Genomic DNA, 21,751 nt, shown 5'->3' on the forward strand with positions numbered 1-21,751 from the left:
GAGATCGGAAACGAGCAGTGGCAGAGAGCGGGCAACTAGCGATGAAGGCATTCCGGCTGGACGAACTGGAGGCGGAGCGCGCCGCGAACGACGGCGCATACCTCCAGTTCCTGCGGGAACGGAACATGTCGGTCGGTCTGTACGCGCTCAACGCCGGCGAGCACGACCCGCAGCAGCCGCACAACCAGGACGAGGTCTACTTCGTGGTGAGCGGCCGCGCGGCGATCACCGTGGGCATGGAGACCACGCAGGTGGCGCGGGGCAGCGTGGTGTACGTGCCGGCCGGGGTGGCCCACAAGTTCCACCACATCAGCGAGGATCTGCGGGTCCTCGTCGTGTTCTCTCCGCCCGAGAGCTGAGGGTCGGCCCCCGGAATCCCTAGGGGATCGATCAGGGGAGGACGGGGGGGCGCGACGGCCCCGCCCGACCCCCTCGCCGCCCTAGCATCGAAGCAGGCAAGAAAAGACGGTCCCGCGGTCACAGCGCGGGGCCGTCCCACAGGACCCGGCACAGTGACGGGCGGAGAGGTAAGGACAAGGACGATGGGTGAGTTCTTCGCGGGACTGCCGTGGTGGGTCAAGTGGATCGCGGTGCCGGTCATCGCCCTGGTCGTGTTCGGCGGGCTGATAGCCAGCGTGGTCACCTTCGTCATCGGGCTGCTGTTCAAGGTGCTGGTCTTCGTGGCCCTGGTCGGCGGACTCGTCTACGTCGTGCGGAAGTTCACGTCGAGCTCCTCCTCGCGCGGGGACTTCTGAGTGACACCGCGGGCACCGGTGGGCGGTAACCAGAATCACCGGTTCCCTCGGGCGAGGGAAGTTTCGCGGGCAGGCCGTCTACGAGCGCTGATGGACGAATAGAGTCCGGGAAATCGACGCGGGGACGACCCCGCGAGCGGCGTACACCCCCACCCGTGTTCCCCGCACGGGCTGCCCCCTCGCGCTTCGGGAGTGACCCTTGGCCACGGCTGACACCGCCCTCTCCGAAACCCACGCAGCCCGAGCGACAGCCCGGGCCCCCGGCACCGGCACCTGCGCCCGCCCCCCGGCCCAGCCGACACCGCAGGACCCCGCGCCCGCCCACCCTGCTGGCGGCGCGCACTCCGCGACCCTCATCGGCTCCGTGCAGCGCGCGATGCGCCTGCTGGAATCCGTCGCCGAGCACGAACACGGCGCTCCCGCCAAACAGTTGGCCCGCGAGACCGGTCTCGCCCTGCCGACCGCCTACCACCTGCTGCGCACCCTGGTCCACGAGGGCTATCTACGGCGCGAGAAGGGCCTGTTCTTCCTGGGGGAGGCGGCCGAGCGGCTGAGCAGCAGCGGAGCACAGCAGAAACGTCGCAGCGCGGTCGCCGACGCGCTCGCCCACTGGCGGGACGCCATCGGTGTGCCCGTGTACTACGCGATGTACCGCGACGGCGAGATCGAGGTCATGTGCGTCTCCGACACGCCCGGCAATCCGGCCGTCGAGGAATGGGCCGACTTCCGGGAGACCGGGCACGCGCACGCCATCGGTCAGTGTCTGCTGGCCCAGTTGGACGAGGGCTCGCGCCGGGAGCATCTGGAGCGCTACCCGGTGCAGCCCCTCACCCCGTACACGGTGGGGGACGACCGCACCCTGCTCCGGCGGCTGGACCGGATGCAGCGCATGGAGCTGGTGACCGAGCGTCAGGAGTACGCGCTGGGCACGGTGTGCGCCGCCATTCCGATCACTGTGGGTACAACAGCGGCGACCATGGCGATCTCCCTTCCGTGCCATCAGGCCGACCGTCTGATGGCCGCGGCACGCCAGTTGCAGGGCGAGATCGGGCGACATCTGGGTTCGCTCGCGATCTCTATCAGCATCTGAAAACTCACTCCTTGTGATCTCCTGTGTACGTTCAGCAAGATTTCCCAGTGTCAGGCGGATCATTCCTGGCCGATACGACGGCAGATGACGGGGTAGGCGATGCGCGAGTCCGTACAGGCAGAGGTCATGATGAGCTTTCTCGTCTCCGAGGAGCTCTCCTTCCGCATTCCGGTGGAGTTGCGGTACGAGACCTCTGATCCCTATGCCGTGCGGCTGACCTTCCATCTCCCCGGGGACGCCCCGGTGACCTGGGCGTTCGGGCGGGAGCTGCTGATCGACGGGGTGGGCCGGCCATGCGGTGAGGGCGATGTGCGGGTCGCCCCGGCCGACCCCGACAGCCTCGGCGATGTGCTGATCCGGCTTCAGGTCGGCGGCGACCACGCGCTGTTCCGGTCCTCCTCGGCGCCGCTCATCGCCTTCCTCGACCGTACGGACAAGCTGGTGCCGCTGGGGCAGGAGGCCGCCCTGTCCGACTTCGACGCCAGCCTCGACGAGGCCCTGGACCGCATCCTGGCCGAGGAGCAGAGCGCGGGGTGAAGCGTTACGGCAGGGGCAGCGGGGGCCGCCCTGCCGTAACGCCCAGGGGCCGGCGGCGGGTGGTGCGCAGGAACGCTTCTCCTGCGGGAGGGCGCCCTTCGGCGCCCGGGACGCCGCTACCGCTTGCGGCGCCGACCCCGCCCTCCGCGTGCCGGTGCCGACTGGGCGCCGGTCGTGGAACGCGCCGAGGCCGAGTGGCCCTCGGCCGTCGTGAGCCGCCCCTCCGGGCGGTCCGCCGAGACCACCAGGGCGGCGAGAACCGTGGTGAGCGGCACCGAGGCGACCAGACCGATCGAGCCGACCAGCGTGCGCACGATCTCCTCCGCCACCAGCTCACTCGTGGCAACCGTGCCCACGCTGCTCTCCGCGATCGTGAACAGCAGCAACAGCGGCAACGCGGCACCCGCGTAGGCGAGGACCAGGGTGTTGACCACCGAGGCGATATGGTCGCGGCCGATACGGATGGCGGCCCGGTAGAGCCCGCGCCGGCCCATCGCGGGGTTGGCCTCGTGCAGCTCCCACACCGCCGAGGTCTGGGTGACCGTCACATCGTCGAGCACACCGAGCGAGCCGATGATGATGCCGGCCAGCAGCAGACCGCTCATGTCGATCTCCGGGTACAGCCCGTGGATCAGACCGGTGTTGTCGTCCGTGTTGCCGGTGAGCGCGGCCCAGTCGATGAAGACGGAGCCGAGGATGCCGATCAGCAGCAGCGACATCAGCGTGCCGAGCACCGCCACGGATGTTCGCGCCGACAGCCCGTGACACATGTAGAGGGCGATCAGCATGATCGCGCTCGATCCGACGACCGCCACGAGCAGCGGGTTCGACCCCTGGAGGATGGCCGGAAGGATGAACAGGGTCAGCACCAGGAAGCTGACCGCCAGCGCGATCAGCGCCATGACTCCGCGCATCCGCCCCACCAGCACAACGGCGAGCGCGAAGATGCCGGCGAGCACGATCATCGGCACCCGGCGGTTGACGTCGGTGACCGCGTACTGAAGATCCTTCGGCGCCGACGGCTCGTAGGCGACGATGACCTCCTGGCCCTCGCTCAGCTTCCGGGACTGGTCCGGCTGCACGATCTCGGTGAAGGTACGGCCCTTGTCCTTGCCGGTGTCGACCCGGATCGTCGCCTTCTCGCAGGTGCCGTCGGCCTGTTGCTGCGCCGAGGAGCCCTCCGCCGTGGAGGTGTCACCGGTCGGCGGCACCCCGGAGGCGTTCACCGAGGAGCAACTGACCTTCTCCACCTGGGTGACCGTGGCCTGCTGGGTCTGCCGGTCGAAGCCGACCCCGGTGCGCTCGTGCCCCGGCGCACCGCCCGGCCACAGCACCACGAGCCCGACGACCACGGCGACGGCGAACGGGATGAGGACGGCCGCGATCACCTTGCGCAGATGCTTGGAGACCGGAGCGGCCGGGCCGTGGGCGTGAGCGTGGGAGTGCCCGTGCCCATGTCCGGGTTCATGGCCGCGCCCAGGTCCGTGCCCGTGTCCCTGCGGATGCCCGTGGCCGTCGCCTGGTGCTTCGGTGCCGCCCTGGGCGCGGGGCGGCCCGTGCGGCGGAAACGGGGGTTCATGCATCGAGGTCACCGACCGATCATCGCAAGAACGACAGGGGCCCCCTGTTCACCGCGCCCGAATTGACGCTAGCGTGGGGGCACCTTTGTACACGCGGGAGCTCGGAGCACCGGGCTGAGAGGGCGCTGACCTCCGTCCCAGCGATGTTTCACGTGGAACGTCACCACGAACGTGACGCTCACCACGGAACATCGGCAGACGGATACCGCTGCGTCGACCGCCGAACCTGTTACCGGGTAATGCCGGCGTAGGGAGTAGGTCTCATGACCATCAAGGACGTACGCACGCCTGCCTCCAGCCAGGACGAGAAGGCGCAGGAGGCCGGGAAGTCCATCGGCTGGCACAAGGGGTACATCGAGGGCTCGCGCCCCGATCTGCGCGTGCCGGTCCGTCAGGTGCATCTCACCAACGGGCAGTCGGTCACGCTGTACGACACCTCGGGCCCGTACACCGATCCACTCGTCGAGACAGACGTCCGCCGGGGGCTGGCCCCGCTGCGGGAGAACTGGATCATCGCCCGCGGGGACACCGAGGAGTACGCGGGCCGTCCTGTGCGTCCCGAGGACGACGGGATCAAGCACACCTCGCCGCGCGGCGGCAATCTGCGTAACCTCGACGCGGTCTTCCCGGGGCGGCCCCGGCTGCCGCGCCGCAGCCGTGACGGGAGCGCGGTCACCCAGCTCGCGTATGCCCGTCGGGGCGAGATCACGCCGGAGATGGAGTACGTGGCCATCCGGGAGAACGTCTCACCCGAGGTGGTGCGCGAGGAGATCGCGGCCGGGCGGGCGGTGCTGCCCGCGAACGTCAACCACCCGGAGATCGAGCCGATGATCATCGGCAAGCGGTTCCTGGTGAAGGTCAACGCCAACATCGGCAACTCCGCGGTGACGTCGTCCATCGAGGAGGAGGTGGAGAAGATGACCTGGGCGACCCGCTGGGGCGCCGACACGGTCATGGACCTCTCCACCGGCCGCAACATCCACACCACCCGCGAGTGGGTGCTGCGCAACTCCCCCGTGCCCATCGGCACGGTGCCGCTCTACCAGGCCCTGGAGAAGGTGGACGGCAAGGCCGAGGAACTGACCTGGGAGATCTACAAGGACACGGTCATCGAGCAGGCCGAGCAGGGCGTGGACTACATGACCGTCCACGCAGGCGTCCGGCTGCCGTACGTGCCGCTGACCGCCAACCGCAAGACCGGCATCGTCTCGCGCGGCGGCTCGATCATGGCCGCGTGGTGCCTCGCGCACCACAAGGAGAGCTTCCTGTACGAGAACTTCGAGGAGCTCTGCGAGATCCTGGCCGCCTACGACGTGACGTACTCCCTCGGCGACGGCCTGCGGCCCGGGTCGATCGCGGACGCCAACGACGAGGCGCAGTTCGCGGAGCTGCGGACGCTCGGCGAACTCAACCGGATCGCCAAGCGCTTCAACGTACAGACCATGATCGAGGGCCCGGGCCATGTCCCGATGCACAAGATCAAGGAGAACATCGACCTTCAGCAGGAGATCTGCGAGGAGGCGCCGTTCTACACGCTCGGCCCGCTGACGACGGATGTGGCACCGGCCTACGACCACATCACCTCCGGCATCGGCGCCGCGATGATCGCCTGGTGGGGCACGGCGATGCTCTGCTATGTCACGCCCAAGGAGCACCTGGGTCTGCCCAACCGCGACGACGTCAAGACCGGCGTCATCACCTACAAGATCGCCGCCCACGCGGCCGACCTCGCCAAGGGCCACCCCGGCGCCCAGGAGTGGGACGACGCACTGTCCGACGCCCGCTTCGAGTTCCGCTGGGAGGACCAGTTCAACCTGGCCCTCGACCCGGACACGGCCCGCGAGTTCCACGACGAGACCCTCCCGGCCGAGCCGGCCAAGACCGCCCACTTCTGCTCCATGTGCGGTCCCAAGTTTTGCTCGATGAAGATCTCCCAGAACATCCGCCGTCAGCATGGTGGTACGCCGCAGGAGATCGAGGAGGGCATGGCCCAGAAGTCCAAGGAGTTCGCGGCGGCGGGGAACCGGGTGTATCTGCCGCTGGCCGACTGACGCACGGCGCGCCGGTGCTGTCCCGCGACGAGGGGCAGCGCCGTGCGTCCTCAGAGGGGCAGGGCCCAGACGATCAGGAGCGGGCCGTAGACCGTGGCCAGGGCGCCGAGGAGTCGGCGCCACTCGAACCTCGTGTCGATCTGGGCCGGGCCCCTCACCTGGCGTGTTTCGGGGGCCGCTCGGTGGGTCTCCTCCAGCAGTTGGACCGCTCTGCGGTGAGTCGGGTATCCGGTGAATGTGCCGACGAGGGAGCTGCCGAAACCGACCGACGTGAGGGAGCGGCCGTCTCGTAGGGCGATGTGCAGGCACCCGTTGGCGGCCACGTGGAGGACATCGCCCCAGGCGACGGTCGACGTCACCAGGAAGTTGGTGACGGACACGCGGTCGGCGGTGCTGCGGACGGCGGAGTCCCAGCCCAGCGCCCAGAAGAAGAGCGCGAGTCCGCCGAGCATCAAGGCACCCGCCGGTTCGTCGACAGGCCCCATGAGCACGAAGGCGAAGGCGTGGGCGACGATCGCGCCGGTCAACGGCAGCCATACGTACGCGGGTCGTCTGAGCACCGCTACCTGTTCCGCCACCACGCCTCCCAAGAGCCCCGGACCTTCCTTCGGATCGGGGATCGAATTAAAGGTCGCTCAAGGTCAGGGGGGAATGTCGGTGCGATAACGGCCTGGGGGCAGCCGTTCCCATAGGTGGGTGTTTCACGTGAAACACCCACCTCGGCCGATCGGCGCAAGCCTTCCGGAGGAAACGGATCAGTCGGCACACTGAACCCATGACAGCACTGAGCAAGGGCGCCAATCTGGCCGTGGATGCCGCGGCCGTACGTGTGGAGTTGACCTGGTCGGAGGGGCCGGGGGTGCCCGATGTGGATGCTTCGGCGCTGCTGCTCACCGCGGCGGGACGGGTGCGGGACGACGGGGACTTCGTCTTCTACAACCAGCCGCAGCATGCCTCCCAGGCGGTGAGTCATCTGGGAAAGCAGCGGGACGACGGGGCGGGCACGGTGACCGACACCCTCACCGTCGACTTCGGGGGGCTGGAGCCTGCCGTGGAGCGGATCGTCCTGTGTGCCTCGGCCGACGGGGGCACCTTCGGGCAGGTGCCGGGGCTCAGGCTCAGGCTGGTCGACGAAGGAACCCGGGCCGAGATCGCTCACTTCGTCATGGAGGCGAGCACCGAGACCGCCTTCATCGGCGGGGAGCTCTATCTGCGGCAGGGGAAGTGGAAGTTCCGGGCCGTCGGGCAGGGGTATGCCTCGGGGCTGGCCGGGTTGGCGACCGATTTCGGTATCACCGTGGACGAGGAGGAGCCCTCAGCCGCGGCTGCGCCTTCCGTACTCACGGCTCCCGTACCTGCGGCTCCCGCCGCTCCTGTGGCACCCCCCGCGCCTCCTGCCCCCTCCCCCAACCTCACCAAGGGCGAGGAGCGGCTCCCGGTCGACATGCGCAAGCGGCTTGATCTTCGGAAGAAGCAGGTCGCCGTCAGTCTCAGCAAGCACGGGGCGCAGGGGATCACCGCTCGGGTCATTCTCGTGCTGGACGCCTCAGGGTCCATGTCGTTCCTGTACTCCAAGGGCGTCGTCGCCGACGTCGTCGAGCGGATGGCCGCCGTGGCCGCGCAGTTGGACGACGACGGGGAGATGCAGGCGTGGACGTTCGCCTCGAATCCGGCCCGGCTGCCGGACTTCCGTATCGGTGAACTGCCGGAGTGGACGCGGCTGCACGTGCGCTGCGGTGAGCTGAGCCTCTTCGGAGGCAGGAAGCGGAAGAAGGGTCTGGCGGAGGGCCAGGTCGACATGCGCGCGGTCGGGATCCAGAACGAGGAGCAGAAGGTCATCGCCGAAGTCCGGGACTATGTCCGGAAGACGCCGGTGCCCGCGCCCACCCTGGTGCTGTTCTTCTCCGACGGCGGCATCTACCGCAACGCCCAGATCGAGAAGGAACTCCGCGCGGCCGTCGAGGAGCCGATCTTCTGGCAGTTCGTGGGGCTCGGCAAGTCCAACTACGGCGTGCTGGAGCGCTTCGACACCCTGCCCGGCCGCCGCGTCGACAACGTCGGCTTCTTCGCCGTGGACGACATCAGCACCGTCCCCGACCAGGAGCTCTACGACCGTCTGCTGTCGGAGTTCCCGAGCTGGACGGTCGCAGCGCGCAGCGCCGGCATCCTCTGAGCAGAGCCGCCCGACGCAGAGCCGCCCCGACGATCGGCTTGCGTCCCCTCGGTGGGGGCGCAAGCCGTGGGACCAGGGTCACTCCGGCCGGTGTTCCGGACCCCCGTAGTCGGGGCTGGTGTAGTCCGGACTGGTGAAGCTCGGACGGGAACCCGGGGCGGGACCTTCGCCGGGGCTGCTGAAACCCGGCCGGTCGTAGCCGAGGTGGGGGATTCGGCTGGTCGGCGCCGTGGGGGCGGTGCGGGGCAGGGCGACGGCGGAGCCGGGGTCGGCGAGGGCGTCCCGCAGGAACGGCATGATGCCCCGTTCCAGCAGGGCCTCTCGCCATGCCTCCCTGGCCCTGGCCACCTCACCGTGCATCTCTCCGTAGGCACCGTCCATCGCCGGGCGGTTGCGCAGTGCGGTGAGCAGCAGCCCGACGGCGGCGATGAGGATCGCGACCGCCGTCACGGCACCGAACACCCAGCCGGTGGTGAGCATGGTCTGGGCGAACGCCGGCTCGGGGTTCAGCATCTTCAGGATGTAGCCGACGAGCAGGAAGATCGCCGCGGCGATCCCGGCGAGGACAGGGGTGAGGACGGCCGCGACGGCGACGACACCCGCGCCGGCGGTCTCGGCCGTGGCCTCTCCCATAGTGGCGGCGAGCCCCATCGCGCCGGACGCCGACTCGCTGGAGCCGGATTCCCGCACGGACGGGGTGGACGGCGCCGGATGGCGCAGTTCCTCGCGGACCTTCACGTAGTGCTGGTACTCGGTCGCCGCTGCCGCCGTGATGATCGCGGAGGCGTTCAGCGCCATGGTGCGCAGCTGTTCGGTGTTGAGCCGCTGTCCGACAGCGGCCAGTTCAGGGCGGGTCGGTGCGGAGCGCAGCGCCTCGTCGAGGAGCCGCTCGTACTCTTGGCGGTCCTCGCTGTGCAGGTGCTGCGGAACGCTGTTCATGTGCATCCCCCGATGCTCCGTAGGGCTTGGGGCTCGCGCATGGCAACGAGCCGTCGGGCAGAAACGGAGGGGAGCCTGCTACGGATAAGCCGATGGTAGAGCGGTCACGGCACACGGTGACAGGGGGTTTGCAGAAATTGGGCCCTGGCCTGCATCGTCCCCGGCGCTTCCGACCGGGGACGGGTGTGCCCGGTGAAGAATCAGATGTCCAGCGGGAGTTGTTGGACCAGCAGTTTCCCGGCCATGGTCACGCCGCCGTCCATCGCGATGGCCAGACCGTCGGCGTAGACGTGCGGTCCCTCGACGACCGGGCCGCCGTTGTCCTCGCCGTCCTCGGAGCCGACCTCGCCCAGCAGATAGGGGATCGGGCTGTGGCCGTGAACGATCCGGGTGCCGCCGTACGTATCGAGCAGGGAGCGTACGGCGTCGGAGCCGCCCTCGTCGCGGAAGGAGAAGCGCTTGGTGAACTTGCGGAACAGATCCCAGCACTCGTCCGCGTCATTGCGGGTGAGGGTCTCCCGGACGGTGTCGTTGACCTCCTCGATGGAGCGGCCGTAGTCCAGGTAGGCGGTGGTGTCGGAGTGGACGAGCAGATGCCCGTCGACCTCTTCCATGGCGTCCAGGCGGGCCATCCACTGCAGGTGATGGTCCTGGAGCCGGTCCATGTCGGTCTTCTGGCCGCCGTTGAGCAGCCAGGCCGCCTGGAAGGTGGCGGTGCCCGCGCCGGAGTTGACGGGGGTGTCGGAGAACCGCTTGGCGCCGAGCAGCAGCAGCTCGTGGTTGCCCATGAGGGCCTTGCAGTAGCCGCCGGCCGCGGCGGCCTCGGCGGACAGCCGCATGACCAGGTCGATGACGCCGATGCCGTCGGGGCCGCGGTCGGTGAAGTCGCCGAGGAACCACAGCCGGGCGGTGCCCGCGCACCAGTTGCCCGCCGCGTCGATCAGGCCCTTCTGCTGGAGGGCGGCGATCAGTTCGTCGAGGTAGCCGTGGACGTCACCGACGACGAACAGCGGCCCGGGGCCGTCGGCCCGCTGGGGGGCCGGGGCGGGCATGGGCTCGACGGTCACCTGGAGCGTGTCACCGCGCCGGTTGATGACGGGCAGGTCGCGCTGGGTGGGGGTGTACCCCTCCGGGTAGACCTCCTCGGCCGGCGGGGGCGGGGTGACGCCGCCCGGGTGCCCGCCGTGCGGGTCGGCCGGAGCGCCGCGCGGAGCGGTGCCCTGCGGGACGGGCGGCGTGCCGTGGGCGTGGGGTGTGCCGGGGGCCTGGGCGGGCTGGCCGTACGGACCGGTCTCGTGGACGTACGCGGGCACCCGGAAGTCGCGCAACGTCGCCGTCCGCTCCACCTCGGGTCCCTGACCGGCCCCCTGAGTCATCAGACCCCTCCACCATCGCGCCGCATCTGCACCGCTTCGGACTGCCTGGTCGCAGCGGCCCGCGGTGTCGTGGGCCCATCATAGGAATGCAGATCGCGCCATGTGATGACCCAGGGGTGGTGAATCAGAACAGGGCTCTGGTTCACCGCGGCTTTCGCCCCGATTGGGCAGGGCTTCTACCGCCCGTCTCCGGCCCTGTTCTACCGCTCCTCGGGTGACCGGGGCGGGCTGACGGTCGTCCGCGGGGGACGTCGCTGGGACGAGGTACGGACGATCAGCTCGGTAGGTATCACCTGCTCGACCGGTTGGTCCGATTCGACCCCCTCGATCGCGTCGATGAGGAGCTGCACCACGGCCGTGCCGATCCGGCGCGGTTTGAGCGAGAGCGTGGTGATGGGCGGCTCGGTGTTGGCGTAGACCGTGGACTCGCTGCAGCAGACCAGCAGCAGGTCGTCCGGGACGCGCAGCCCGTAGCGGCGGGCGGCGGCGAGCAGGTCGGTGCCGTTGGGGTCGAACAGCCCGTACACGGCGTCCGGGCGGTCGGGGCGGGCCAGCAGCCGGTCGGCGGCGACGGCTCCCGCGCAGGGGTCGTGCGCCGGGTACGCCTCGTACACCGGGTCCTGGCCGACCCGCTCGCACCAGTGCAGGTAGGCGGTGGTGGACAGGTGGGTGTACGTGTCCGTGGTGGTGCCGGTGAGCAGGCCGATGCGGCGGGCGCCGGCGTCGGCGAGGTGGTCGAGGATGCCGAGGACGGCGGCCTCGTGGTCGTTGTCGACCCAGGCGGTGACCGGCAGCGAGCCGACGGGGCGGCCGTCGGAGACGACCGGTAAGCCCTGCCGGACCAGTTCGCTGACGACCGGGTCCTGGTCGGACGGGTCGATCACCACGGTGCCGTCCAGGGCGACGTTGGACCACACGTCGTGGCGGGAGGTCGCGGGCAGGATGACCAGGGCGTAGCCGCGGGCGAGCGCGGCGGAGGTGGCGGCCCTGGCCATCTCGGCGAAGTAGGCGAACTCGGTGAAGGTGAAAGGTTCATCCCCGTATGTCGTCACGGTCAGGCCGATGAGCCCTGACTTGCCGGTACGGAGGGTTCGGGCCGCGGCCGACGGGCGGTAGCCCAGCCGGTCGGCGACTTCACGGACGTGGCGTCGGGTGGCGTCGGGGAGCCGGCCCTTGCCGTTGAGGGCGTCGGAGACGGTCGTGATGGAGACTCCGGCTGCGGCGGCGACGTCTCTGATGCCCGCTCGCCCCGGCCTGTTGCCCCGGCGGGCGGTCTCCGCGCGGCTCACCTGGTGCTTCCCTGCTGCTGTCATGGCGAGCCGATAGTAGGGCTCATCAGGTGGGGTAGTGCGGACGCATATGCAGGCGTTGACAGGCACGTTTCTGCATGGTCAACAAGCAGTAAGTTCCTTGGATTGCAAGGGAGTTAAGCGCTCCCATAGCAATACGTGACTTGTCGGCGTGCGCAAGCCTGCCAAGTTCCCGATGTTTCGAAGAGGTCTCAACTCACCTTCACGAGGGATGCGCGCCACGGCGCGAGCCACCGGCGCGTAGATATATGTAAAGCGCGCCCCCCAATTCGTACAGCTTGCGGCGTGATGCCCCTGATGCCGGTGTGACGGAGGAGGTCCTGTCCCACCTGTACGCAGGCGGGCCGAATCCTCATAAGGTGAGAAGCATTGGAAAGCCGGTGGCGACGACGCCGCCGGTTGTCGCGAGGAGGACTGCGGTGAGCGAGACAAGCCCCAAGCTGCGCGCCGAGCTGGAGGGTATCCCCACCTACAAGCCGGGCAAGCCCGCCGCGGCCGGCGGGCCGGTCGCCTACAAGCTGTCCTCCAACGAGAACCCCTACCCCCCGCTGCCCGGCGTGATGGAGAGCGTGACCGCCGCGGCCTCCTCCTTCAACCGCTACCCGGACATGGCGTGCACGGGCCTGATGAACGAGCTCTCCGAGCGCTTCGGGGTCCCCGTCTCCCACCTGGCCACCGGCACCGGCTCGGTCGGCGTCGCCCAGCAGCTGCTCCAGTCCACCGCCGGCCCCGGCGACGAGGTCATCTACGCCTGGCGGTCCTTCGAGGCGTACCCGATCATCACGCAGATCAGCGGGGCGACCTCGGTGCGGGTGCCGCTGACGTCCGGCGATGTGCACGACCTGGACGCGATGGCCGAGGCCATCACCGACCGGACCCGGCTGATCTTCGTCTGCAACCCCAACAACCCCACCGGCACGGTCGTCAAGCGTCCCGAGCTGGAGCGGTTCCTGGACCGGGTGCCCGGTGACGTGCTGGTGGTGCTGGACGAGGCGTACCGCGAGTTCATCCGCGACCCCGAGGTGCCGGACGGCGTGGAGATCTACCGGGACCGGCCGAACGTCTGCGTCCTGCGCACCTTCTCCAAGGCGTACGGGCTCGCGGGACTCAGGGTCGGTTTCGCCATCGCGCACGAGCCGGTCGCGGCGGCGCTGCGCAAGACCGCGGTGCCGTTCGGGGTGAGCCAGCTCGCGCAGGACGCGGCGGTGGCCTCACTGCGGGCCGAGGACGAACTGCTGGGCCGGGTCGGCTCGCTGGTCGGCGAGCGCACGCGCGTGGTCGACGCGCTGCGCGCCCAGGGCTGGACGGTGCCGGAGACCCAGGCCAACTTCGTGTGGCTGCGGCTGGGGGAGCGCACGGTGGACTTCGCCGCCGCTTGTGAGCGGCACGGCGTGGTGGTCCGGCCGTTCGCGGGTGAGGGCGTACGCGTGACGGTCGGGGAGACCGAGGCGAACGACATCTTCCTCAAGGTGGCGGAGGACTTCCGCAAGGAGATCTAGCCGGGTGGCTCCGGTCGGGGAGTTCTAGTCGGTCACCTCCTCGACCCGGACGGGGTCCCCGTTGCGCACGGTCGCGAGCAGGCGGGGGTCGCCGTCGAGGCGTCCGAGGACATTGCACGGGCTCGCGAGGCGGCACTCGTCGCCTCGCGAGATCGGTGTGGGCCCGTAGGGGAGGGCGAGCGCGTCGTCGTCCGTCCAGAAGGCCACGGTGCCCGGTTCCACGACCTGCCGGGCGTCGGTTTCACGTGGAACCGAGATTTCGGTGTCGAAGTACACCTCCTCGCCCCAGGTGCGGGCGGTGGAGGTGAGGGGCAGGGCCTTGGCGAGGGCCCGGGTGGTCGGGCTGTCGTCGAGGGTCGCGGTGAGGTTTCCCGCGGGCCAGGAGATCCGTATCTGCATGGCGAGCAATTCAACAATATGTTGAAGGTCTCGCCAAGGCTCCGGTGTTAAGGGGACCCCCCTTCGAGTGGCGAAAATCGGTGCGTCATAATTGCTTGTGAATGTGAACGCGTTCACAAGCATGCCGGGTTGGTCCCGTGATGCGTGAGATGTACCGGGGATGAATCACGGCAGTGTTCGCGCCGAAGTAAGGAGACTGACACGTGGATCTGGCTCTGGCGCCGGAGACTCTGGCGCGATGGCAGTTCGGCATCACCACCGTCTACCACTTCCTGTTCGTCCCGCTGACGATCTCGCTCGCCGCCCTCACGGCCGGCCTGCAGACCGCCTGGGTGCGCACGGAGAAGGAGAAGTACCTCAGGGCCACCAAGTTCTGGGGCAAGCTCTTCCTGATCAACATCGCGATGGGTGTGGTCACCGGCATCGTGCAGGAGTTCCAGTTCGGCATGAACTGGTCCGACTACTCGCGCTTCGTCGGTGATGTCTTCGGCGCCCCGCTCGCCTTCGAGGCCCTGATCGCGTTCTTCTTCGAGTCCACCTTCATCGGGCTGTGGATCTTCGGCTGGGACAAGCTGCCGAAGAAGATCCACCTCGCCTGCATGTGGATGGTGTCGATCGGCACGATCCTGTCGGCCTACTTCATCCTCGCGGCCAACTCCTGGATGCAGCACCCGGTCGGCTACCGCATCAACGAGGAACGCGGCCGGGCCGAGCTCACCGACTTCTGGCACGTCCTGACCCAGAACACCGCGCTGGCCCAGGCCTTCCACACGCTCTCCGCGGCCTTCCTCACCGGTGGCGCCTTCATGGTCGGCATCGCCGCCTTCCACCTGCTGCGCAGGAAGCACATCCGCGAGATGAAGACCTCGCTGCGACTCGGCCTGGTCACGGTCGCGGTCGGCGGTCTGCTCACCGCGGTCAGCGGTGATGTGCTCGGCAAGATCATGTACGAGCAGCAGCCGATGAAGATGGCCGCCGCCGAGGCCCTCTGGGACGGCGAGGCACCCGCGCCGTTCTCGGTCTTCGCCTACGGCGACGTCGACGAGGGCCACAACAAGGTCGCCATAGAGATCCCCGGCCTGCTGTCCTTCCTGGCCAAGGACGACTTCAGCTCCTTCGTGCCCGGTATCAACGACATTCAGAAGATGGAGGAGGAGCGGTTCGGGCCCGGCGACTACCGGCCCAACATCCCGGTCGCCTACTGGGGCTTCCGCTGGATGATCGGCTTCGGCATGGCGTCGTTCACCATCGGTCTGGTGGGCCTGTGGCTGACCCGCAAGAAGTTCATGCTGCCGCAGCACCTCAGGGTCGGTGACGACGAGGTGCCGCACCTGGTGCTGCTCCCGAACAAGGCCCTCGGCCCGAAGCTGACCCGGTGGTACTGGCGCATCGCGATCTGGACCCTGGCCTTCCCGCTGATCGCCAACTCCTGGGGCTGGATCTTCACCGAGATGGGCCGCCAGCCGTGGGTCGTCTACGGCGTGCTCCGCACCCGCGACGCGGTCTCCCCCGGAGTCTCCCAGGGCGAGGTCCTCACCTCGATGATCATCTTCACTGCGCTCTACGCGATCCTCGCCGTGATCGAGGTCAAGCTGCTGGTGAAGTACGTCAAGGCAGGACCGCCCGAGCTGACCGAGGCCGACCTCAACCCGCCCACGAAGATCGGCGGCGACCCCCGTGACGCCGACAAGCCGATGGCCTTCTCGTACTAGGCCGAGGGAGCTGCACAGTCATGGAACTGCACGACGTCTGGTTCGTCCTGATCGCCGTCCTGTGGACCGGCTACTTCTTCCTGGAGGGCTTCGACTTCGGGGTCGGCATCCTCACCCGGCTGCTGGCCCGTGACCGCACCGAGAAGCGGGTGCTGATCAACACCATCGGCCCCGTCTGGGACGGCAACGAGGTGTGGCTGCTCACCGCGGGCGGCGCCACCTTCGCGGCCTTCCCCGAGTGGTACGCGACCCTCTTCTCCGGGTTCTACCTGCCCCTGCTGATCATCCTGATCTGTCTGATCGTCCGGGGCGTCGCCTTCGAGTACCGCGCCAAGCGGCCGGAGGAGCACTGGCAGCGCAACTGGGAAACCGCCATCTTCTGGTCCTCGCTGGTCCCGGCGTTCCTGTGGGGCGTGGCCTTCGGCAACATCGTGCGCGGCGTCAAGATCGACCAGGATTTCGAGTACGTGGGCAACTTCTGGGACCTGCTCAACCCGTACGCCCTGCTCGGCGGCCTGGTGACGCTGACGCTGTTCACCTTCCACGGCGCGGTGTTCGTGGCGCTGAAGACCGTGGGGGACATCCGGGAGCGGGCACGGAAGCGGGCGCTCCAGGTCGGTCTGGCCACGGCCGTGTGCGCGCTGGTCTTCCTGCTGTGGACGCAGGTCGACAACGGCGACGGACAGAGCCTGGTGGCGCTGGTGGTGGCCGTGGCCGCGCTGGTGGCGGCGCTGGCGGCCAATCAGGCCGGCCGTGAGGGCTGGGCGTTCGCGCTGTCGGGCGTGACCATCGTGGCCGCGGTGGCCATGCTGTTCCTGACGCTCTTCCCGAACGTCATGCCCTCCACGCTCAATGAGGAGTGGAGCCTGACGGTCACCAACGCCTCGTCGAGCTCGTACACCCTGACGATCATGACGTGGTGCGCGGTGATCGCCACGCCGATCGTGCTGCTCTACCAGGGCTGGACCTACTGGGTGTTCCGCAAGCGCATCGGTACGCAGCACATCGCTGAATCCGTGCATTGAGGTGTGTTTCACGTGAAACCAATCGATCCCCGACTGCTCCGGTACGCCCGCGCCACCCGGATCTTCCTGGTGGCCGTGGTCGGCCTGGGCGTCGTGGGGGCCCTGCTGGTCGTGGCGCAGGCCATGCTCATCGCCGAGACGGTGGTGGGCGCCTTCCAGCAGGGCATGTCCGTCGCCGAACTGCGCACTCCCCTGCTGCTGTTGGCGGCGGTGGCGGCCGGACGGGCGGTGGTCGGCTGGCTCACCGAGCTGGCCGCCCACCGGGCGAGCGCGGCGGTCAAGTCCGAGCTGCGGGGGCGGTTGCTGGAGCGCGCCTCCGCGCTCGGCCCGGGATGGCTGGCCGGACAGCGGACGGGATCGCTGGTCGCGCTCGCCACCCGCGGGGTCGATGCCCTGGACGACTACTTCTCGCGCTATCTGCCGCAGCTCGGGCTCGCGGTGGTGGTGCCGGTGGCGGTGCTGACGAGGATCGTCACCGAGGACTGGGTCTCGGCGGCCGTCATCGTCGGCACCCTTCCGCTGATCCCGATCTTCATGGTGCTGATCGGCTGGGCCACCCAGTCCCGGATGGACCGTCAGTGGCGGCTGCTGTCCCGCCTGTCCGGGCACTTCCTGGACGTCGTGGCGGGGCTGCCGACGCTGAAGGTGTTCGGCCGGGCCAAGGCGCAGGCCGAGTCGATCCGGAGCATCACCGGGGAGTACCGGCAGGCGACGATGCGGACCCTGCGCATCGCCTTCCTGTCCTCCTTCGCGCTGGAGCTGCTGGCCACCATCTCCGTCGCCCTGGTCGCCGTCACGATCGGCATGCGGCTCGTGCACGGCGAGATGGATCTCTACACCGGTCTGGTCATCCTCGTGCTGGCGCCCGAGGCGTACCTGCCGCTGCGCCAGGTCGGCGCGCAGTACCACGCGGCGGCCGAGGGGCTGGCGGCCGCCGAGGAAATCTTCGAGGTACTGGAGACGCCCGCGCCGGACTCGGGCAGTGCCCCGGTCCCGTCCGGCGCCCTGGCCTTCGAGAACGTGACGGTCCGCTACCCCGGCCGCGCCGGGGACGCCGTGTCGGACGTCTCCTTCACCGTCGAACCCGGCGAGACCGTGGCCCTGGTCGGCCCGAGCGGGGCGGGCAAGTCGACGCTGCTGAACGTCCTGCTGGGCTTTGTGCGGCCCACCGAGGGGCGGGTGCGGATCGGGGGAGCCGACCTCACCGAACTGGACCTGGAGCAGTGGCGGTCACGGATCGCGTGGGTGCCGCAGCGGCCCCACCTGTTCGCCGGGACGATCGCCGAGAACGTACGCCTGGCCCGTACCGACGCGGACGACGCCGCCGTCGCGCAGGCCCTGAAGGACGCCGGGGCGCTGGAGTTCGTGGCCGCGCTCCCCGAGGGCGCCGACACCGTGCTCGGCGAGGACGGCGCCGGGCTGTCGGCCGGTCAGCGGCAGCGGCTGGCGCTGGCGCGGGCGTTCCTCGCCGACCGTCCGGTCCTGCTGCTGGACGAGCCCACCGCCGCCCTGGACGGCCACACCGAGGCGGAGGTCGTGGCGGCGGTACGGCGCCTCGCCGCAGGGCGGACGGTCCTGCTGGTGGTGCACCGTCCGGCGCTGCTCTCCGTGGCCGACCGCGTGGTGCGCCTGGCGGAGCCGGCCGCGACCGCCCACCCGGTCCCGGCGAAGCCGAAGTCCGCGCCCACGCCGACCAGCACCGTGCGGGAGGTCCCGGCAGAGGAATCCACCGCCACCCCCGCAGCGAGCGGTGACGTCCTTGCCCGGGTCCGCGCCATGTCCGGTGCCCGCCGCGGCAGGCTCGCCCTGGCGCTGCTGCTGGCGAGCCTCGCCCTCGGCAGTGCCGTCGGACTGATGGCCACCTCCGGCTGGCTGATCTCCCGGGCCTCCGAGCAGCCGCCCGTGCTCTACCTGATGATGGCCGTCACGGCGACCCGCGCCTTCGGCATCGGACGCGCCGTGTTCCGCTACGCCGAGCGGCTGGTCTCGCACGACGCCGTGCTGCGGATGCTCGCCGACACCCGGGTCGCCGTCTACCGGCGCCTGGAGCGGCTCGCCCCGGCCGGACTGCGCACCACCCGGCGCGGCGATCTGCTCTCCCGGCTCGTCGCCGACGTGGACGCCCTCCAGGACTACTGGCTGCGCTGGCTGCTGCCCGCCGGGGCCGCCGCCGCGGTGTCCGCGGTCTCCGTCGGCTTCATGGCCTGGCTGCTGCCCGAGGCGGGCGCCGTGCTCGCCGTCGGCCTGCTGGCGGCCGGCGCCGGACTCCCCCTCGTCACCGCCGCCGTCGCCCGCCGCGCCGAGCGACGCCTGGCCCCCGCCCGGGGCGTACTGGCGACTCGCGTGACGGATCTGCTCACCGGCACCGCCGAACTGACCGTCGCCGGAGCCCTGCCCACCCGTACCGCCGAAGCCCGCCGTGCCGATGCCGCGCTCACCCGGATCGCCTCGCGGGCCGCCACCGCCACCGCGCTCGGCGACGGGCTCACCGCGCTGGTCTCCGGTCTGACCGTCGCGGCCGCCGCCCTCGTGGGCGCCCAGGGTGTCGCCGACGGGCGGCTGAGCGGTGTCGCCATGGCCGTGGTCGTACTGACCCCGCTGGCCGCCTTCGAGGCGGTCCTCGGGCTGCCGCTCGCCGTGCGGTACCGCCAGCGGGTGCGCCGCAGCGCGGAGCGGGTGTACGAGGTGCTGGACGCCCCCGAGCCCGTATGCGAGCCGGAGCAGCCGCGGCAGGCGCCCGCCGTGCCCTTCCCGGTCGTCGTCGAGGGCCTGGCCGCCCGGTACGCCGGGCAGGACCGGGACGCGCTCGCCGGGTTCGACCTGACCCTGGAGGAGGGCCGCCGGATCGCCGTGGTCGGGCCGTCCGGCTCGGGCAAGACGACACTGGCCCAGGTACTGCTGCGGTTCCTCGACGCGCGGGCGGGCACGTACACGCTCGGCGGTGTGGACGCCCGCGCGCTGGCCGGGGACGACGTCCGGCGGCTGGTGGGGCTGTGTGCGCAGGACGCGCACCTCTTCGACAGCTCGGTGCGCGAGAACCTGCTGCTCGCGCGGAAGGACGCCACGGAGGACGAACTGCGGGACGCCCTGAAGCGGGCCCGGCTGCTGGACTGGGCCGAGGCGCTGCCCGAGGGGCTGGACACGCTCGTCGGGGAGCACGGCGCCCGGCTCTCCGGCGGTCAGCGGCAGCGGCTGGCGCTGGCGCGCGCCCTGCTCGCCGACTTCCCGGTGCTGGTCCTCGACGAGCCCGCCGAGCATCTCGACCTGCCCACCGCCGACGCGCTCACCGCCGATCTGCTCGCCGCCACCGAGGGCCGCACCACCCTGCTGATCACGCACCGGCTGGCCGGTCTCGACGCCGTGGACGAGGTCGTCGTCCTCGACCGGGGACGGGTGGTCCAGCGCGGCACCTTCGCCGAGCTGGCGGCCGTGGAGGGGCCGTTGCGGGCGATGGTGGAGCGCGAGGAGCAGGCGGACCGGCTGGCGTCGGCGGGGCAGCCCGTCCGAGTTTCCTGAACAAAACGGCGTACTTAGGCTCAGGTCATGTCACAGTCCCCCGGTCTCCCCACCCCGCCGCCGTCCCTGCCGGACGCGCAGGCGGGGCGGCTGCTGCGACTGCTGGAGGCCGTGCGGACCGTCGGCAGCGAGCTGGAGCTGCACTCCACCCTGGACCGGATCTGCGAGACCGCAGCGGCCCTCACGGACGCCCGGTACGCGGCCCTCGGCGTGGTCGACGAGGAGGGCGAGGGGCTCTCGGACTTCGTCTTCCACGGCGTGGACGAGGAGACCGCGCGCCGCATCGGACGGCGGCCCGACGGGCACCACGGCGTGCTCGGCGCCCTGATCCACGACCCGGTGCCGCTGCTGATCGAGGACGTGACCGAGGACCCGCGCTTCTACGGCTTCCCCGAGCACCATCCGCCGATGCGCACCTTCCTGGGGGTGCCGGTCCGGGTCCAGGGGGAGATCTTCGGGAACCTGTACCTGGCCGAGAAGCGCGGCGGGGGGCCGTTCGGGCAGGAGGACCTCGACCTGGTCCGGGTGCTGGCCTCCGAGGCCGGGATCGCCATCGGCCACGCCCGCCTGTACGAGGCGGCCCAGCAGCGCGAGCGCTGGATCGACGGCTCGGTCGCCGTCACCACCGCGCTGCTGTCGGGCCAGGACACCGATGACGCCCTCCAGGTGGTCGCCGAACAGGCGCGCCGTCTGTCCGACTCGGCCGCCGCCCTGGTGCTGCTGCCCGCCGACGAGGGCGGCCTGGAGATCGTCGCCGTGTCCGCCGAGCGGCCGGGCCGGGTGCTGGGCACCGTCGTACCGGCGGAGAACGAGCTGGTGCGCGAACTCGTCGACGGGCGGGTGGTGTTCCTCCAGGACGCGGCCGCCGATCCGCGTACGGCCACCGAACCGCAGGCCGTGGCCCGGCTCGCCCGCGCCTGGGGCCCGACGATGATGCTGCCGTTGCAGAGCGAGGGCCGCGTGCTCGGCGGGCTGGTGATGGCGCGGGCGCGGGGCGGGCGGGCGTTCACGCGGGCCGAGCGGGTGCTGGCCGTGCAGTTCGCCGCCCAGGCCGCGCTCGCGCTGATGATGGCCGAGGCCCAGCGCGACCGGGAGCGGCTCGCGGTCTACGAGGACCGCGACCGGATCGCCCGCGACCTGCACGACCTCGTCATCCAGCGGCTGTTCGCCACCGGGATGATGCTGGAGAGCGCGCAGCGCCGGTCGGTCGTGCCCGAGGTGCGGGAGGGCGTCGGCAAGGCGGTCGACGAACTCGACACCACGATCCAGGAGATCCGTACCGCGATCTTCGCGCTCCAGCAGAACCCGGCGGAGGCCGCCACGAGCCTGCGCACCCGGGTGCTGCGCGAACTCACCACGGCCGCCGTACCGCTCGGCTTCCGACCCGGGCACCGCTTCGTCGGGCCCGTCGACACCCTGGTCGGCGAGCTGACCGGCAAGGATCTCCTCGCCGCGCTGCGCGAGGCGCTCTCCAACGCTTTCCGGCACGCGAACGCCTCCCGGATCGAGGTCGTCGTCGACGCGACCGTCGAACTTCCCGACGGCACTCCCGGCGTGCGCCTGACCGTCGCCGACGACGGCGTCGGCGTCCCCGAGGGCGGCAGGCGCAGTGGCCTGCGCAACCTCAAGCGGCGCGCGCAGTCGCTGGGCGGCGACAGCTGGATCGAAGGCGGCATCGGGGAGAACGGCGCCGGGACGACGGTGGTGTGGCAGGCGCCGCAGTGAGTGGCGCGACCGCAGACGTACCGGGTCCAGGCGGCCGTGGTCCGTTGGGACCAACCGTTCCCCC

17 protein-coding genes and 1 riboswitch are annotated in these 21,751 nt (G+C 70.3%); of the genes, 11 read left to right on the forward strand and 6 right to left on the reverse strand.

Annotated elements, in window-relative coordinates:
• The first annotated feature begins 41 nt into the window (after positions 1-41).
• From GA0115233_RS25690 to GA0115233_RS25705, 4 genes are all read left to right on the forward strand, one after another.
• A complete protein-coding gene (locus GA0115233_RS25690; protein ID WP_093722668.1) occupies positions 42-359 on the forward strand; it encodes a cupin domain-containing protein in 318 nt (105 codons plus the stop codon).
• A gap of 183 nt (positions 360-542) precedes the next feature.
• Positions 543-755, forward strand: a complete 213-nt coding sequence (locus GA0115233_RS25695; protein ID WP_093722669.1) for a DUF5326 family protein — start codon at positions 543-545, stop codon at positions 753-755.
• A gap of 355 nt (positions 756-1,110) precedes the next feature.
• Positions 1,111-1,845 carry an IclR family transcriptional regulator gene (locus GA0115233_RS25700; RefSeq protein WP_255310349.1) on the forward strand — a complete coding sequence of 245 codons (735 nt, stop codon included), beginning with the start codon at positions 1,111-1,113 and terminating at the stop codon, positions 1,843-1,845.
• A 99-nt stretch (positions 1,846-1,944) separates the two neighbouring features.
• Entirely contained in the window at positions 1,945-2,382 is a 438-nt protein-coding gene (locus tag GA0115233_RS25705) for an SsgA family sporulation/cell division regulator (RefSeq protein WP_093722670.1), read from the forward strand.
• 116 nt (positions 2,383-2,498) lie between these two features.
• On the opposite strand, the gene GA0115233_RS25710 is transcribed toward GA0115233_RS25705, so the two are convergent.
• Entirely contained in the window at positions 2,499-3,974 is a 1,476-nt protein-coding gene (locus GA0115233_RS25710; protein WP_093722671.1) for a YibE/F family protein, read from the reverse strand.
• A 71-nt stretch (positions 3,975-4,045) separates the two neighbouring features.
• Positions 4,046-4,233: riboswitch (TPP riboswitch) on the forward strand.
• Between GA0115233_RS25710 and thiC the strand changes: the two genes are divergently transcribed.
• Positions 4,226-6,013 (forward strand): phosphomethylpyrimidine synthase ThiC, encoded by a 1,788-nt coding sequence (gene thiC / locus GA0115233_RS25715; RefSeq protein WP_093722672.1) that lies wholly within the window; start codon positions 4,226-4,228, stop codon positions 6,011-6,013. Its footprint overlaps the riboswitch before it by 8 nt.
• A 50-nt stretch (positions 6,014-6,063) precedes the next feature.
• Here thiC and GA0115233_RS25720 read toward each other — a convergent pair whose 3' ends face one another.
• Positions 6,064-6,591, reverse strand: a complete 528-nt coding sequence (locus tag GA0115233_RS25720) for a hypothetical protein (protein WP_141689568.1) — start codon at positions 6,589-6,591, stop codon at positions 6,064-6,066.
• A 197-nt stretch (positions 6,592-6,788) separates the two neighbouring features.
• Between GA0115233_RS25720 and GA0115233_RS25725 the strand changes: the two genes are divergently transcribed.
• Positions 6,789-8,186, forward strand: coding sequence for a VWA domain-containing protein (locus GA0115233_RS25725; protein WP_093722674.1), 1,398 nt, complete (start codon positions 6,789-6,791; stop codon positions 8,184-8,186).
• 78 nt (positions 8,187-8,264) lie between these two features.
• On the opposite strand, the gene GA0115233_RS25730 is transcribed toward GA0115233_RS25725, so the two are convergent.
• The 3 genes from GA0115233_RS25730 to GA0115233_RS25740 form a co-directional block, all read right to left on the reverse strand.
• The gene (locus GA0115233_RS25730; protein ID WP_093722675.1) at positions 8,265-9,131 is read right to left on the reverse strand and encodes a hypothetical protein; all 867 of its coding nucleotides are present in this window, start codon (positions 9,129-9,131) and stop codon (positions 8,265-8,267) included.
• Between the two features lie 194 nt (positions 9,132-9,325).
• Positions 9,326-10,501 carry a metallophosphoesterase family protein gene (locus tag GA0115233_RS25735; protein WP_093722676.1) on the reverse strand — a complete coding sequence of 392 codons (1,176 nt, stop codon included), beginning with the start codon at positions 10,499-10,501 and terminating at the stop codon, positions 9,326-9,328.
• Between the two features lie 200 nt (positions 10,502-10,701).
• Positions 10,702-11,814: a LacI family DNA-binding transcriptional regulator gene (locus tag GA0115233_RS25740; RefSeq protein WP_093722677.1), complete on the reverse strand. Its 1,113-nt coding sequence runs from the start codon at positions 11,812-11,814 to the stop codon at positions 10,702-10,704.
• A 416-nt stretch (positions 11,815-12,230) separates the two neighbouring features.
• Between GA0115233_RS25740 and hisC the strand changes: the two genes are divergently transcribed.
• Positions 12,231-13,310, forward strand: a complete 1,080-nt coding sequence (hisC, locus tag GA0115233_RS25745; protein ID WP_093722678.1) for a histidinol-phosphate transaminase — start codon at positions 12,231-12,233, stop codon at positions 13,308-13,310.
• Positions 13,311-13,334: 24 nt separating this feature from the next.
• Here hisC and GA0115233_RS25750 read toward each other — a convergent pair whose 3' ends face one another.
• The gene (locus tag GA0115233_RS25750) at positions 13,335-13,709 is read right to left on the reverse strand and encodes a cyclophilin-like fold protein (protein WP_093722679.1); all 375 of its coding nucleotides are present in this window, start codon (positions 13,707-13,709) and stop codon (positions 13,335-13,337) included.
• Positions 13,710-13,912: 203 nt separating this feature from the next.
• Here GA0115233_RS25750 and GA0115233_RS25755 point away from each other — a divergent pair, with 203 nt between their 5' ends.
• From GA0115233_RS25755 to GA0115233_RS25770, 4 genes are read left to right on the forward strand one after another with little or no spacing between them, the layout of a single operon-like run.
• On the forward strand, positions 13,913-15,421 hold the full coding sequence (locus tag GA0115233_RS25755) for a cytochrome ubiquinol oxidase subunit I (RefSeq protein WP_093722680.1): 1,509 nt from the start codon (positions 13,913-13,915) through the stop codon (positions 15,419-15,421).
• Positions 15,422-15,441: 20 nt separating this feature from the next.
• Positions 15,442-16,446 carry a cytochrome d ubiquinol oxidase subunit II gene (cydB, locus tag GA0115233_RS25760; protein WP_093722681.1) on the forward strand — a complete coding sequence of 335 codons (1,005 nt, stop codon included), beginning with the start codon at positions 15,442-15,444 and terminating at the stop codon, positions 16,444-16,446.
• 12 nt (positions 16,447-16,458) lie between these two features.
• Positions 16,459-19,962: a thiol reductant ABC exporter subunit CydD gene (gene cydD / locus GA0115233_RS25765; RefSeq protein ID WP_093722682.1), complete on the forward strand. Its 3,504-nt coding sequence runs from the start codon at positions 16,459-16,461 to the stop codon at positions 19,960-19,962.
• Between the two features lie 27 nt (positions 19,963-19,989).
• Positions 19,990-21,687, forward strand: a complete 1,698-nt coding sequence (locus tag GA0115233_RS25770; RefSeq protein WP_093722683.1) for a sensor histidine kinase — start codon at positions 19,990-19,992, stop codon at positions 21,685-21,687.
• Positions 21,688-21,751 lie beyond the last annotated feature (64 nt).

Source organism: Streptomyces sp. DI166, from assembly GCF_900091315.1.
In the GTDB taxonomy this organism is placed as follows: domain Bacteria; phylum Actinomycetota; class Actinomycetes; order Streptomycetales; family Streptomycetaceae; genus Streptomyces; species Streptomyces fuscus.